Annotated in this window: 10 protein-coding genes and 1 riboswitch; of the genes, 1 reads left to right on the top strand and 9 read right to left on the bottom strand. The window is 34.7% G+C overall.

What is annotated here, in order from left to right; translation table 11 throughout:
* From ACPYKA_RS10265 to ACPYKA_RS10245, 5 genes are all read right to left on the bottom strand, one after another.
* Nucleotides 1-1063: DUF4430 domain-containing protein (locus ACPYKA_RS10265; RefSeq protein WP_479542206.1), on the bottom strand; the 1063-nt coding region annotated here is incomplete at its 3' end.
* A 458-nt stretch (nt 1064-1521) separates the two neighbouring features.
* Nucleotides 1522-1712: riboswitch (cobalamin riboswitch) on the bottom strand.
* 193 nt (nt 1713-1905) lie between these two features.
* Entirely contained in the window at nt 1906-3024 is a 1119-nt protein-coding gene (locus ACPYKA_RS10260) for a murein hydrolase activator EnvC family protein (RefSeq protein WP_479542205.1), read from the bottom strand.
* Between the two features lie 495 nt (nt 3025-3519).
* Nucleotides 3520-4749 (bottom strand): C40 family peptidase, encoded by a 1230-nt coding sequence (locus tag ACPYKA_RS10255; protein ID WP_479542204.1) that lies wholly within the window; start codon nt 4747-4749, stop codon nt 3520-3522.
* 583 nt (nt 4750-5332) lie between these two features.
* On the bottom strand, nt 5333-6607 hold the full coding sequence (gene aceA, locus ACPYKA_RS10250; protein ID WP_479542203.1) for an isocitrate lyase: 1275 nt from the start codon (nt 6605-6607) through the stop codon (nt 5333-5335).
* An 899-nt stretch (nt 6608-7506) separates the two neighbouring features.
* Nucleotides 7507-9690, bottom strand: coding sequence for a malate synthase G (locus tag ACPYKA_RS10245; RefSeq protein WP_479542202.1), 2184 nt, complete (start codon nt 9688-9690; stop codon nt 7507-7509).
* A 157-nt stretch (nt 9691-9847) separates the two neighbouring features.
* Between ACPYKA_RS10245 and ACPYKA_RS10240 the strand changes: the two genes are divergently transcribed.
* Entirely contained in the window at nt 9848-10732 is an 885-nt protein-coding gene (locus ACPYKA_RS10240; protein ID WP_479542201.1) for a LysR family transcriptional regulator, read from the top strand.
* Nucleotides 10733-10938: 206 nt separating this feature from the next.
* Here the strand turns inward: ACPYKA_RS10240 and ACPYKA_RS10235 are convergent, their stop codons facing one another.
* The 4 genes from ACPYKA_RS10235 to ACPYKA_RS10220 all read right to left on the bottom strand — a co-directional run.
* Complete coding sequence (locus ACPYKA_RS10235; RefSeq protein WP_479542200.1) at nt 10939-12639, bottom strand: sensor domain-containing protein; 1701 nt, start codon at nt 12637-12639, stop codon at nt 10939-10941.
* Between the two features lie 355 nt (nt 12640-12994).
* Nucleotides 12995-13987, bottom strand: a complete 993-nt coding sequence (gene dprA, locus ACPYKA_RS10230) for a DNA-processing protein DprA (protein ID WP_479542199.1) — start codon at nt 13985-13987, stop codon at nt 12995-12997.
* A 14-nt stretch (nt 13988-14001) separates the two neighbouring features.
* Nucleotides 14002-15705, bottom strand: a complete 1704-nt coding sequence (locus tag ACPYKA_RS10225; protein WP_479542198.1) for an HAD hydrolase-like protein — start codon at nt 15703-15705, stop codon at nt 14002-14004.
* Between the two features lie 508 nt (nt 15706-16213).
* A partial coding sequence (locus ACPYKA_RS10220; RefSeq protein ID WP_479542197.1) for a VOC family protein occupies nt 16214-16432 on the bottom strand: 219 nt, incomplete at its 5' end.

Below are 16432 nucleotides of genomic sequence, written 5' to 3'. Positions count from 1 at the left end.
CAGGAGGTTCTGTGTCTATTTCTTCATTACCTTTATTCTTCTCATCAGTATCGTTTTCTGTTACTTCCACAATTGCGTATGGTCGTACGATGTTGCGTTCATCGTTAGCATTTATTCGCTGTGCAGATAAATGATAAGTTCCCGGTTCATCAAACTGTACAGTTATTTTCCCATTTTCATCTGTTAAAACTTTTTCTCCATCGACTATATATTCTTTTTCATCGATTAGAATCGATGCACCTTCTACAGGATTCACCACATCGAAATTAACGCCGGTTAATTCAATTTCAAGCGATTCTCCTACTTGTGTTGAATATGATTCGCGATCAAACCAAGAAAAAGTATTATCTGTATAATTAGGTGTATAGAATAAAACGATAGACTCTCCATCATTGATCTCTCGTTGTAAAACTCCTTTTTCGACATATCCATTATCAATGAAATACATCCAACCACTATTCCCACCTGCATCAAATTCAAATAATCCATCAATACCAGCAATATAATTACCATCAAATTCTAATGCAAAATCGTTATAATTAGTTAAATCTAAGTGTTCCACGTTTTCTAATGCACGAATAATAGCGTGAATTGCTCTAGGACTGTCTGTAGACGCAGGACCGCCATATTCGCTTAAATCGAAATTATCGACAGTTACTTCCGTAGATGGTACTAGTGTTTTTTCATGCGTTTCTACCCGAACATTTACTGTAACAGGTGGAGCTCTTTCTTTTGTTTGGATTTCTTCCTTTTCTTCTGTTGCCTCATCCGGATCACTTTGTTCTTCATCCTCTGTTTCTACGGAAAGAGTATGATCTTGGTCACTAGCTTTTTCTTTTTCATCTTGCTTATGGTCATTTTCCTTTTCGACCTCTGAATCATCCGTTGATTTTTCTTGGATGACTTCCTTTTCCCTCTTATCTTCCAACTCTTCATCTGAAGTGACGTTTTCACTTTCTTTTTCTTGTGTATTTTCTGCATATGTAGAGATCGGTGATAAGATAGAGGAAAATATTAATAAAAATGCAAATAAAACACTCACAACTCGTTGATTTCTTTTCAATCCTTTTCCCTCCTTAATTTTTTAAAAACTCACATCATTTTTATGTAATGTGTAGGTAAGTTTTTGTCTTCCCTACTCTTTTTACTACTTTCTTTTAATCCTCGATTTTTTCACCAACCCTCCCTTCGTATTTGTTGTAATTGTTGCACACCTCTTAGAATACTTGGCTTCTCGCCAAGCCTTGGCGAGAACTAAAGTTGCACTTACGACGCACAGGACGTGCTAGTACTGGCGCCTGAGACAAATCTTTACGGTGGGACGAAAGCGTAGCTACAGTCCCAGGACGTCGCGCTTTTAGCCAGTGAGCGAGTCAAGAAAGTTTTATACTTTCTTATCTGCCAATAAAAAAGACTCTTACCCCCAAAAAAGGTAAGAGTCTGATAGAAAATATATATTCTATGTACTATTAAACACAAAAATTTTCTAGTCGTATGCATACCTCTATCCTGGAAGGTGTATCGTGCATTTTTGTCTTGGCAAGTCTCCTGACTTATGGATCATTGTATATCTTTTACCTTCCCAGTCTAGTACCAGTGGTATCGTTAAAGACATCTCCCCATTTACAGTGGCCGGTCCGTTCAGGATTTTCACCTGATTCCTTTTTAATTTTTTGCTTATTTGCAAAAAAACCAACACATAATCTATTAAATTATTGATTACTATCTACTAAGTATAGACTAGAAAGTGTTGCGTGACAATACGCTTGTCTCATTATGTACATATTCTAGTGTATAAGGCGGGTTTTTGGAAGTGAACAAAATGGTCGGTTCATAGAAGTGTAGCTTGTTTTCGAACAAAAAAGGATTTGTTCTATTAAAATAAGAACAAATCCCTTAATTTTTCTAATTTAAATATCCCACAGGATTTTGGATAGAACCATTTACATGGACTTCAAAATGAAGATGGATTCCAGTAGAATTTCCTGTAGCTCCCATAATTCCCAGCTGATCTCCTTTGGAAACTTTCTGACCAGATTTTACATTAATCGATGCCATATGACCATATAATGTTTTTAGCCCATTTCCGTGATTAATAATTACTGTATTGCCATAACCATTCATTGTACCAGCTGTTTCAACCGTCCCACTTTCAGCCGCAAATATTGGCGGGCTAGTACTACGGTCAGTTCGTGCGATATCAATTCCTTTATGCATTTTCCCCCAACGCTGACCCATATGACTAGAAATGTATCCGCCTTGTGTAGGCCAACCTAAAGTTCCTGCACCCATTGCCTCGGGAGAAATACCATCGGAAATAGGAATTGCGTCTTGAACGTGAATTTTATTTTCCAGAGCTGATAATTCCTCATCTTTAAATTCTAGTTTTTGAACTAATTCATTTAATTCATCCTTTTTTCCTTCTAGTTCTTCCTTCATCTGGATTGCTTGTTCTTTCTGTTCCGTAACTAATTTTTCAATTTCCAATAACTCTTCTTCTAGATTTTCTAATTCTTTTAGTTTCATCTCTACTTCTCTCTTATCTTTTTCTTGTTCTTTAATTAAGTCAGCGTCAGAATCTGTAATTGTTGTCACTGCATTCAGTCGGCTGATGAAGTCAGTAAAATCTTCTGCACCAAAAAGCACTTCTAAATATGTAATATTACCGCCATTTTTCTGATATGATTTGGCTCGTTCTTTAAGAATATCAAATCTTTCTTCAATTTTGTCTTCTAGAATTTTTATTTGTTCTTTTTTAGAATCCATCTCTTCTTTTACTTCTTGGATTGCTTTTGTATTATCTTCTAACGTCTGATTCAGTTCTTTAATCTCTTTATTTTTTGTTTCTATTTCTACTAAAACTTCCGCGACTTCTTCTTCAGCTTCCGTCAAATCTTCTTTAACTTCTTTTCTCTCTTTCTTAATTTCAGATAAATCTTTTTCTGCAAATGATGTTAATGGCACAATAGTGAAACTATAAGTGAACATCACGAGTGCTCCCAGTAAGACAGTTACTTTCTTCAAGACTTTTCCGCTCCCTCTTATGTATAACTTGATCTATATCTAGTAACCTTCTCTATTTAATTGTTTCACGAATCAAATTATAACAGTTCAAGATAACAGAAAGGTTTTAAAAAAATTACATTTATATCACAAATTATGTTTAATTATTACAAAATAGGGTAACAAAAATCGATAATTATCATGTCCCGTTTTTATGGTGGGGCAAACGTGAGTAAACTCTCGGAATCTAATAGAATCGATCGTCACGAAAAATTTAATTCTTTTCAACAAGACTATCAAATAGCCTAGTCCCTAAGATATTTCCTGCTTCACCAAGGAATTAAAAGACATGTTCGTCTGTAGTCCAAAGATTTCCGAACGGGGAAACCCACTATTCGTTAAACGCGATAAACAACACTATGAGTGCTGTTTGTTTAAATTATGTCTAATCTTCTTTCTGCAAATTAAAAAACGCATCGCTAGTTTTTTACTAACGATGCGTTAATATTCTTTAATTTATTTAACTCTTCTAACGATATTATCAAAATGCTGTGCCCAATAGCCACTGTTCATATCGGCAATTGCAACCCCAGTACTACTTTGCGATCCTAAGAATTTACCACCGCCAAGATAGATACCAACATGACTTCCGCCTCTAAAGATAACTAAATCTCCAGGTTTAGCTTGGCTATAAGGAACTCCTGTACCTGAACTTGCCATTTGACTAGCAGTTCTCGGTAAGCTTACACCTTCTTGCTCATAAGCCCATTGTACAAATCCTGAGCAGTCAAATTGTCCTGCACCCGGATTCTTTGCACCATAAACATAAGTTGATCTACCGATAAACTGTTTACCAGCAGCGATTGCTGATCCGCCACCGCCAGTATACGCTACCTTTGGTGAGTTATTTGTTTTAGGAGTAGATGAGCTTCCATTACTGTTACTGTTATTATTTGTACTATTGTTACTTGTGCTATTATCGCGAGTAACGCCATTACTGGTCTCATCTGAATTTTCAGTAGCAGATGCTACTTCTTGTGTAGCTGGTGCAGTCATGCTAGCACGGATATCTGCTTCTAATGCTACTAGTTCACTGCTTTCAGATTCCAACTTAGCTTTATCTTTTTTAAGCTTATCTTCTTTATCTTTTAACTTTTTCTTACTTGCTTCTTGTTGTTCTTTTTGAACTTTTATTGTTTCTTCCTGATCTTCTAATTCTTGTTTAAGCTCTTCTTGGTCAGTTAATTTCTCTTGAACTGCTTCTTTATCTCTTTCGTTTTCTTCTAACAAATCCATATCAGCATTAGTTATAGTAGTAACTGCAGAGATACGGCTAATAAAGTCACTAAATCCTTCTGCACCTAGGACAACTTCCATATAATCAATTTGTCCACCATTTTCCTGGTATGAAGCAATTCTACTTTTTAAGATTTCGTTTCTTTGTTCAATCTTCTCATTTAGAGTATCGATCTCTTCTTGTAAAGTAGCAATCTCTGTTTCAGTTTTGTCGATTTGTTTATTGTTTTCATCTAACGCCGATTGGAGACGAGTAATTTCCTCGTTAATCTCTTTAATTTCATATAAAATATCTGCAATTTTAGCTTCTGCTTTTGAAAGTTGTGATTTTACTTCTTGTTGTTTATTCTGAACACTTTGTAATGTTTCAGCATGGGCTTCCTGACTAAAAAATGCACCACTTAAAGTAACAACTGCAACTGCACCAATTGCAACTACCTTTTTTTTCAAAACTATTCCCCGCTTCCCTTATGACCGTTCTTTTTGTCTATGTACGTAATATCTAATCGAAATATGTAGGGTCATAAAAATTATTAATGTATATTATGTAATCTATTAATCTTTTAGTCGAATAATAGTATAGCACTATAAAATGACAAGCATGTTTTAATAATGTTACAGTTATATTTCAATGTGTTATTTTATTGTTACATAATTAGGGAGTTCCGATTATAATTAAGCTCTTTATAGTGAGAAATACTTACAAATGACAATTATTTAATTAACTAACAAACGACCTTTGATGGATCATATCAAGGCTTTCCTTAGATACCAAGGTCGATAGCAAGTAAGTAGAAATGAGTATACATGAGGTTACTTCTGTCAAAAACGGACAATATATTTCTTTTTTTACAAATAACAATAGTTATATTCATAAAAAGAACTTAAGAAAAAACACCTCACGAATGGTAACAAAGTGACAGAAGATGGAATAAACCAGAAAAAAGGTTCCAAGCAAATTTTTTATTACTTGGAACCTTTTTATTTAACTATTTTTGGCTAGTTATGTCCCAGCCTCTTTGTAAATTATTGATTAAAATTGTTCTGCTTCAGTAGATCCAGCAAGAGCAACTGTTGAAGATTCTCCTCCAGCAATTACTTGTGCAACTTCATCAAAGTAACCTGTTCCAACTTCTCTTTGGTGACGAGTAGCTGTGAACCCTTTCTCCTCAGCAGCAAATTCTTTTGATTGTACTAGACGTGAGTATGCACCCATACCTTTGTCTTTGTACTGTTCTGCAAGTTCGAACATGCTGTAGTTTAATGTGTGGAATCCAGCTAATGTAACGAACTGGAACTTGTAACCCATTTTTGCGATTTCTTTCTGGAAGTTATCCATTTCTTCTTCTGACATATGGATCGACCAGTTAAATGATGGAGAACAGTTGTAAGCTAATAGTTGATTTGGATATTTCTCATGAATTGCTTCAGCAAAACGACGAGCTTCATCTAAATCCGGCTCCGCAGTTTCACACCAGATTAAATCCGCGTAAGGTGCATAAGCAAGTCCGCGAGCAATCGCTTGATCTAAACCAGCTTTTGTACGGTAGAAACCTTCTACTGTACGCTCACCAGTTAAGAATGGTGCATCATATTCATCAACATCACTTGTAATTAAGTCAGCCGCATTTGCATCTGTTCGTGCCATAATGATTGTTGGAGTACCCATAACATCTGCTGCAAAACGTGCAGAGATTAAGTTTTTGATAGCAGTTTGAGTTGGTATTAATACTTTACCACCTAAGTGCCCACATTTTTTCTCAGATGCAAGTTGGTCTTCAAAGTGAACGCCTGATGCTCCAGCTTCAATCATAGATTTCATTAATTCGAATACATTTAAATGACCGCCAAAACCTGCTTCCGCATCCGCAACGATCGGTGCGAAATAATCATTTTTTACTTCTCCTTCAGAGTATTCCACTTGATCCGCACGTTGTAGAGCATTGTTAATACGTCTTACAACTTGTGGAACACTGTTAACCGGATATAAGCTTTGGTCAGGGTACATTTCACCTGCTTGGTTTGCATCTGCGGCAACTTGCCAACCACTTAAGTATATTGCTTTCAAACCAGCTTTCACTTGTTGAACAGCCTGGTTTCCTGTTAAAGCACCTAGTGAATTTACATATTCTTCATTATTTACTAAGTCCCAAAGTTTTTTAGAACCTCTGTTAGCTAGAGTATATTCGATATCAATCGAACCACGTAGACGAATAACATCTTCGGCACGATATGGTCGCTTAATACCTTCCCATCTTGGATTCGTATCCCATTCTTTTTGAAGTGCTGCTGCTCTTTCTTTATACATCTGACTTTTCCTCCTTAAGATTAGAAAACTTATATATTTGAAGAGACTGGAACAAGATTTTTTACTATCTAGATCAACTAATCGGAAATAAATTTTGCTTTTGTTTCTTTAGAGTTGATCGTTTACGTTATGCTCCAATCTCAATCAAGCAAAAAAACCATTTGTTGTATTACAGTTTATAAAAATGCTTATTATTACATAACAATTTATTGTTTTTTATTAATCATCTTTCTTAGATAAACAATAGTCACACTCAAGCGTATAACTCTTATTAGAAACGTTTTCTCCACACTCAGGACAAGTAGCTTTGTCATGTTTCTCTCTCATCGTCTACACCTCCAATTATATAACAGTGTGTTATTTATTGAATCTGTTATAATACAGTATAGTCGTTTTTTATATAATTGCAAGTGTTTTTATAAAATATTTAAAAATATTTTTTTCGATTAGGTAATAATGAATTTTTATTGAAAATGCTTGGAAAGGTAACTTTCGGGAAATTGCTTGGAGATAGAGTTGTAAAACAGCAGTTACCGTCTATATAGCGAAATAAGTTTACAACTTGATTTTAGGTGTTCCACTTCGAGAAAGAAGTAGCAGTCTGTTTTAGACAAGTAGCCTATCTGCTATAAGTAACTGGATATATAGAGAGAGAGAGAGGTAATGTACCCCCTGATCTTGAAAAAGTTGTTCAAAACAGAGATCGACTACGAGCGATTAGTTATTAGAATCCTTCTGTTTTTAGTTGCGAAAGTGTCAACACAAGAATTTATTCTTTATGCTCTAATTCAAGCAACTAGAGCACTTAAATTAAAAAAATATAGTCTGTGCTCTTTCACAATCATTAAAAAAAGGAGAAGACTTAACTATTCTTCTCCTTTTAAACCCCCTATTACTATTTAGTTTGTTACACCGATTTTTTTCTTAAATTCTATACGGCGCTTTTGTAAAATTGGTTCTGTGTAACCATTCGGCTGTTCTGTTCCTTTAAATACTAAGTCGCAAGCAGCTTGAAATGCAACAGATTCATCAAAGTTTGGAGCCATATTGCGATATAGTTCATCGCCAGCATTTTGTTTATCAACAACTTGTGCCATGCGTTTTAATGTTTCCATTACTTGTTCTTCACTGCAAATACCGTGATGCAACCAGTTTGCGATCATTTGACTGGAAATTCTAAGTGTTGCACGGTCTTCCATTAACCCTACATCATTAATATCTGGTACTTTCGAACATCCAACTCCCTGTTCTACCCAGCGAACAACGTAACCTAGCATTGTCTGTGCATTATTATCAAGTTCAGCTTGGATTTCTTCTTCTGTCCAAGCAGGACTCTGTTCAACAGGTATTTGTAAAATATCGTTACGATAGTCTATATCTGTACCTTTTGATAACAATTCATCTTGTACGTCACTAACATTAACTTCATGATAGTGAAGTGCATGCAATGTTGCTGCTGTAGGAGATGGAACCCAAGCGGTATTTGCTCCAGCTTTTGGATGACCGATCTTTTCACGAACCATATCTTCCATCTTGTCCGGCATCGCCCACATACCTTTACCGATTTGGGCTTCATTTTTAAATCCTGCACGTAACCCAATGCTTACATTATTTTTTTCATAAGAAGAAAGCCATGTGGCATTTTTCATATCTACTTTACGAAGCATTGGTCCAAGTTCCATTGATGTATGAATTTCATCACCTGTTCTGTCTAAGAAACCTGTATTAATAAAAATTGCCCGTTCTTTAACCGCATGAATACAGTTTTTTAAGTTTAGACTTGTACGACGTTCCTCATCCATGACCCCAACTTTTAATGTATTTCTTTCTAAATCAAGCATATCTTCTACTCTTGCAAATAGCTCATTAGTAAATTTAACTTCTTCAGATCCATGCATTTTAGGTTTTACAATGTAGACAGACCCTTTTTTCGAGTTAATATATTTTCCTTTACCTAGCAAATTATGTTTAGCTACTAAACTAGTAAAAACAGCATCCAAAATTCCTTCATACGCATCTGTACCATCTTCATTTAATACAGCGTTGTTAACCATTAAATGGCCAACATTTCTCACAAGCATAAGAACTCGACCAGATAATGTCACTTCTTTTCCATCAGTAGTTTTATAGATGCGGTCCTCATTGAATGTGCGTTCGATTGTTCGATCACCTTTTTTAAATGATGTGGAAAGCTCTCCGCGAATTAATCCTTTCCAGTTACGATATACATCAACCTTATCTTCAGCATCAACAGCTGTTACAGAATCTTCACAGTCCATAATACTTGTAATTGCTGATTCAATCATAATATCTTTTACACCAGCATTATCCGTTTTTCCGATCGGATGGTTGGGATCGATTTGGATATCAATATGAAGCCCATTATTTTTTAATAGAATGGAAAAAGGTTCGCTTTCTTCTCCTTGAAACCCGATAAACTTATCTTCATCTTTTAAACCGACAGTTTCACCATTGGTAAGAACAACAGCAAGCTTCCCATTTTCAATCCCATATTTTGTTGCATCTTTATGTGAACCAGATGTAAGAGGTGCACTAGCATCTAAAAATTCTCTACTTTTTTCAATTACTATATTTCCACGAACCGGATTATATGCCCCTGACTTTTCCGCTCCATCTTCTTCACTAATTACATCTGTACCATAAAATGCATCATAAAGAGATCCCCAACGAGCATTGGCAGCATTTATCGCATAACGCGGATTATTAATTGGAACGACAAGTTGAGGTCCAGCGATTTGGGAAATTTCATCATCTACATTTTGTAAATCAACTTTAAAATCTTCAACTTCCGGCTCTAGGTATCCAATATCTTCTAAAAACGTTTTGTACTGCTCTTGGTTAAACTCTTTGTTTTCTTTATGCCATGCATCAATTTGGTTTTGCAGTTGATCACGTTTTTCTAATAACGCTCTGTTACGTGGGGTGAAATCAAGTAACAGTTTTTCAAAATCATCCCAAAACTGTTCTATATCAAGTCCGGTTTCAGGCAGTGCTTCTCTATTAACAAAATTATACAATTCTTCGGCAACCTTAATACTACCAACATTAACGTAATTCGTCATCATACATCCTCCTGTCAATTTTTCCTTCTTGTTGCCACCTATTATATAACAGTTTTATATATTATTACAATACATAATTCGAATAACTACTATTCCATTTAGTTATAGCTGTTGTATAATAGGTTTATCAAGTGAAATTTTGGGAGGATTAACATAATTGGATATTCGGCATTTGGAATATTTTATTGAGGTGGCGAAACATTTAAATTTTACCAAAGCGGCTGCTGCATTACATGTTTCACAACCTTCTTTGAGTAAAACAATTAAGGGGATCGAGGAAGAGTTAGGCGTACCGCTTTTTTACCGTTCGTTTCGACAGTTAGAAATGACTGATGCGGGAAATGCATTACTGCAAAATGCAAAACACGTTCTTAACGCTTACGAAAATTTAACGTCAGAATTAAACGATGTAATGGATCTTAAAAAAGGAGAAATTAAAATAGGAATCCCACCAATAATAGGAGCCGCTTTTTGCTCTAAGATTATCAGTCGCTATATCGATTTATTTCCAATGATCGATGTATCATTAATTGAAGTTGGTTCCAAAAAAATCAAAAGTGGGGTTTGTGATGGCACATTAGATATTGGCTTTGTTTGTAATAAACCTTTAAACAAAAAAGAAGTTGACATTATGCAAATAGTTAAAGATCCATTAATGCTAGTAGTTCATAAACAACATGCTCTCATTGAAAAATCCGCGATAAGTTTTAAAAATATCGAAGACGAACCTTTTATTATGTATCGACAAGACTTTTCCTTATTCGACGGCATTATTGACGCTTGCTCCCAGTATGGGTTTTACCCGAACATCGTTTGTGAGAGTTCTCAAAAAGACTTTATTTTAGAAATGGTGGAAGCTAAGCTTGGCGTCGCATTATTACCTAGTCAAATTTGTAACAAAATAAACAATAAAAACATTGTCGCCATTCCATTTGAGAAACCTGATGTTCATTTGGAACTCGGGATGATTTGGAAAAAGAATAGTTACTTACCATTTTCCGTTCGCGAATTTGTTTCTGTCGCAAAAGAGTTCGATTTCTAACCTTATCAAATATAAGTTAGAAATGAGAGGGAAAATCGTTATTAAGTTAACTCGATTCGTAAATTCCCATTAGGATAACTTGAAAATAGCTTACGGAAATTCGTCATAAATTATCCTTAGTTAATCAACTTCTTCGTTTTTTCCTAAATAAAAATCCGCCTCTTAAAGCCAAGCGGATTTTTGTTTGCTTTTATTGTAATGAAATTTTAAATTTTCAACCATTTTTGTTCCACTTCCTCTACCGGTAAAGGTTTATCAAAGAGATACCCTTGAACAATATGACAATCTAATTTCTGAACGATTTGTAATTGTTCGTTTGTCTCAATTCCTTCAGCGACAACTTCAATATCCATCGTTTTCGCCATCGTGTTGATTGCGGAAACAATAGCTTTAATTTTTTGGTTATGTCCCATCACTTTAATGAACGAGCGATCAATTTTAATTCGATTTATTGGGAAATCTATTAAATATCCTAAAGATGAGTAACCTGTGCCAAAATCATCTACTGCAATGTAAAAACCAAGCTCTTTAAGTTGATGAAGTTTTAAAATCGTTTCTTCCATATTATCAATTAGCGAACTTTCGGTTAGCTCAATTCCGATATCACTTGCGGAAACACCGGTTTTCTGGATGATTTCCGATATATTTTCGACTAAATATTGATCTTTAAATTGATTCATTGATAAATTAATACTAATTTTAATATTCGTTAATCCTTGCTTTTTCCACTCACTTAGTTGCTCACACGCTAGTTTAAATACCAAATTTCCAATTTCGATAATTAATCCGGTTTGTTCAGCAAGTGGAATGAATTTTACAGGTGAGATAAGACCTTCAGTAGGATGGTTCCAGCGAATCAATGCTTCAAATCCGACCAGTTTATTTGTTTCTACGGAGATTAACGGTTGATAATATAGTTCAAATTGATTCTCTTTAATCGCTTTTTTTAACTCTATCTCCATAATAAAAAAGTTGTTCGGTGTGCCCATTTCAGGTTTATAAAAATCCATAACTGTTCGATTTTTCCTAGCACTAGTCATGGCGCGATTTGCTTTTGATAACAAACTAGATACTGTATTGCCATCCCTAGGATATACACTTACACCAAAACTTGCATCAAGAGAAATTTCCGTTCCATTAACTAAAATTCGAGCAGCAATTTTATCGAAAATCTCTTTAATAAGATCTTTAATTTTATCTTCATTTGCAATATTTTCTATAATCCACGTGAATTCCGTCCCACTCCAACGCGTCACCATACTGTTTTTAGGTATACTATTTTGTAATCTTTTCGCAATTCGTTTAAGCAAAACATCCCCAAAAAGGAAACCATGTTTTTCATTTATCTCTGTGAAATTATCCAATTGAAGGTAAATAATAGCAAATGCCTTATCGTGTGAAGATTGCAAAACTGAGACAACACGTTTTTCAAACCAAAAACGATTGGGAAGGTTAGTCAAAGAATCATAATAGGTAATGTTCTGTAAATATTCATTTTCAAGTGAATCATTATGTAATAAATCAGAAAAGATGCCGATGATGTTTTCAATTTCATCTTGATCATTTTTTATGGCAATAATAGATAACGATTGTAAATATACTTCTCCACTCTTCGTACGATTCCAAAGCTCTCCTTGCCATTTACCAGTCTGTATTACTACTTGTTTCATATTTTCATAAAAGGAGAGTTCCTGTATGCCGGATTGTAAGTTTCTTGGCGTTTTCCCTTTCACTTCAGCAAATGTAAAACCGGTGATTTTTTCAAATTTCTTGTTGACATAAATAATTTGATTATGACTATTTGTAATCATAACCCCTTCATCTATATTGTTTAAAGCAATATTTGCTAACTGATTATTTATACTATCTGCCGGAAGTTCAAAATCCTCAAAATTAGCAATCGACATTTTCGCACCTCATTAGTGGATAAAATAATTGATAACACTATGTATATGACTGTTTTCCTAATACTTTTTTACCACAAAAATAAGGGATAGTCAAAGCAAATGAGGATTATATTTTCTTATTTAAGATAGACACATTTTTTAGCGTTTTTTTATGACGAAATTTATACATAAATAGTTATACGAAGATAGATTTTATCCATGGAAAATTAACTTCAACACGAATTTTGGACAATAAAAAACTACCAAATTTTTCATCAGTATAAACAGTGCAAGTTAAATTTTAATAAAACCATATTTATAAGTAGAGGAATCCACATCTAAATAATAGATGTGGGTTATTTATTACTTACCAAATTTATCCGTCGAATAAATTTAATTTTTCGATACTTTCAGCTGAACGTTGTATTGAATTCATTTTTTCAAAACGCTCGTAGTGTTCATTATCTAGCTTTAATTTATAGTCTAATAAATTGTTGTGAATTGATTTATACGATTCTTTATTTTGTAAAACAGTTACACCAGCATTCATTAATTCTATATTTCCCTGAATTGCATTTTCGTTTTCATCTTGTTGTAAAGGGGTTGGGGTAAACAAAAATCTATTTTGTTTCCTTGAGAACTCAATAGTATGCTGAGTGCCGCTTTTTGTTGGTGTTTGTACCGGACAAACACCTAATGATAAACCACTTTGAATCCGATCCCTTTTCACAAAATTACCTCTTGTGTTCGATTGGCCAATCGGAGTTTCTGAAAGCCATAACCCATCTCGTTCCAAAATCTTTGTTGCCAGTTCTTTATTTTTCGCTGGATAAATTTGCATCAAGTTCCCCGCTAAAACAGCAATCGTTTTTCCATTTTCCTCCTTTAATGCCCCTTCATGAGCCGCTGTATCGATACCCAACGCAAGACCACTTACTATCGTATAGCCCATTTCAACAAAAGTGGTAGCAATTTTACGCGCTGCTTTTATCCCTGTTTCAGTCGGTTCCCTTGTTCCGACAACAGCCAAATTAAGTTTTTCTTTTAGCAATTCCGTATTTCCTTTTGCATACAAGATGGTTGGTGGGTCTGGAATTAACCGTAAATAGTTGGGGTACCATTCGCTGGAAATCGGAATTACTTTAATATCTTTTTCTTCATGTGATGTAATTAAATTTTCTGCCCTTTCTTTAGCAACCGAAATATTTTCCGGCGATAACAATTTGCTTATATTCTTCTTGTTCATCGTCTTAATTTGTTCCTGAAGGTTTTCAGCGTTTAAATCAGGATAACTTTCGTATAGTTGTATTAATGTTTTACTGCCTACACCTTTGATACAACTGAGTGTGAGCCAGAAAAAATCATTCAATTGCTTCACTCCTGCTAAATTTCTAATTCCATATTGTTCCCAATAATTTTACTCAATTCTATGTCTGCAATCACTGTGTTTATATGTAAACTCATCATGCCGGCACTATTTCCAGCTTGCAAATCTCCATCTTCATTGCCAATATTTACGATATATTTCGGATCTACTTTTAATTTTTTAGCACATTTTAACATCGGATACGGGAATGGTTTACTTCTTAGTGTGTCTTTTGAAGCTATTAAACAATCATATGGATAATCGCAAGCAGATAACAATGATTTCGCATAATTTCTTGGTGATCGGGTCACAATTCCTACTTTAATACCTGTCTTTTGTAAATCTGATAAAACATTTGGATCTATCAAAATATGTTCTTCTTTAATAAGTTTAACATCTTTAATAGCCAACCCTTTCTCGCGAAAACTTTCCAAATGATCTGTCTGAAGCAATGTATTATCTAAATCAAATATGACTGCGTTAATTTCTTTAAACGCGCTATATTCCTGAACTTCCACACATTTAGTGCGATAAGCTAAGTACTCTTCATTTATTATATCAAAATCCTCAGATGCAAATCCCCCATTATCCTTTTTGCTCGACCAAAATACTTGATGGGAATCATTTTGAAATCTTATATGATACTCATTTCCATCTGAATTTAAAATGACAGGCATCACAGATTGTTCATAATAGTTATAATCTTGCGTAAACGCTAACGGCAAAATGGTAACCTTACTTGCACCTTTTTCATACAGCACTCTCGCACATTCCGCCGTCGTTGCGCCACTCGTAAAAACATCATCCATTAATAAAACATGTCCTGAAACTTCGCTTTGACATTTTATCTTTCCCTCAATACGTTTATACTTATCTTTAAATTCATTAACACGTTTGGGAGATTTATAATTGTCTATTGATCGCAGTAAATCATATTCCAATTTTATAGTTGACTTAACGAATTTTTCTACCCCAATAAAGCGGCTCGTTTTACAAGGTCTCGGTGGCACAAACACAATATGAGAAACGGTAGTGTCATTTCTCAAATAAAAGTCGATTAATTGGCCAAGCCTATGTTTCGCTACTGTAGGTTGATTTGAATAGTCATTTTTCAAACCGAGAATAGCTCTTGATAAAGGAGGATTATAATGTCTATTGTCCTTTAATTTGAAGTATCTTCCAGTAAAAATAACATCCGCTACCGAATTAGAATTAGGAATGGATAATTTTTTGGGAAACCTTATTAACTTTGTCCTTAGCTGAAAATCATTAGGAAATCCTGTTAATTCAGCTGGATAAGTCATTCTTAATTTAGGATTATCGACAAAGTTATTAAAGTCGCTATACTCCCAAATCTCATCAGGCATTGCTGAAAAGTCTAAATCTAATTCACCGTTTTCCGTTCTTAAATATACCGTACTAAATCCCGATTCTACAAAATATTTTACATGATCTGTATGATTCGAAATAATTAATACGCCATTCTCATCTGTATTTAAATCATCATAAACGATCATTCCTATATTTCCAAGTAACCCTTTAGGATTGACTTGAAACATTTGCGATGTTGTCCCTTCTATCGTTGTCTCACTCGCATATGTAACAGGTTTCTGTTTTGATAATTGTACAATTTTCTTCATGAAATCTCGGTTCTCTTGCCAACCATCTAGACCAGTTAAATCTAATAATATTTGAAAGTCTGAATTACAATATGTAAACATGGGATCATCTCCTTCGTAAGTAAATGATTTAAATGGTCTAACAATTAGAAAACTTGGCTTATTGCCAAGCCTTGGCGAGAACTAAAGTTGCACTTACGACGCACAGGACGTGCTAGTACTGGCGTTGCGACAGGACGTCGCGCTTTTAGCCAGTGAGCAGTAGGAAAGTTTTATGCTTTCTTATCTGCCAAAAAATGTTACACCCGTCGCAAAAAACACTCCTGTTATCGTTGGCGATACTAAATACATCGTTAAAAATTAAACGAAAAAAAATTAACAGATGTAGCTTTGAAATAAAGTTTGATCAAAAACATCTTGCAAAACCGCATTTTATGTTAAATTAAAAGAACCCGTTTTAAAAAAAGATTGATCAAAACGGGTTAATTCTTTTGAAACACTGCGCAATTTTTATAAAAAAGTTTGATCATTTTCTACTGTTGATCCTAAACAATCGGGCCCTTTTGTGGAAGATGTAAAACTATAACAGAGATCACGCAACGACATAGTGCTACCCGATTTCCTCAAGCGGTATATCCTTTATATGTGTTGCGATCCACCAAATGTGTCCAAATGGATCCGTTAAACCCCCGCGTCGATCACCTTCCGGATGATCTTCTACAGGCATCAGTTCCTTTGCACCTGCATCAATAGCTTGTGCAAAAAGAGCATCTACGTTCTCAACATAAAGAAAAAGATGTATTGTAGTTCCTCCAAGAGACTCAGGGCT

Origin of the sequence: Pseudogracilibacillus amylolyticus (SeqCode), from assembly GCF_051918545.1 — a bacterium.
Lineage (GTDB): Bacteria > Bacillota > Bacilli > Bacillales > Amphibacillaceae > Pseudogracilibacillus.
The sequence above is the reverse complement of the archived record's forward strand: the minus strand, read 5'-3'. Positions and strand labels throughout refer to the sequence as shown.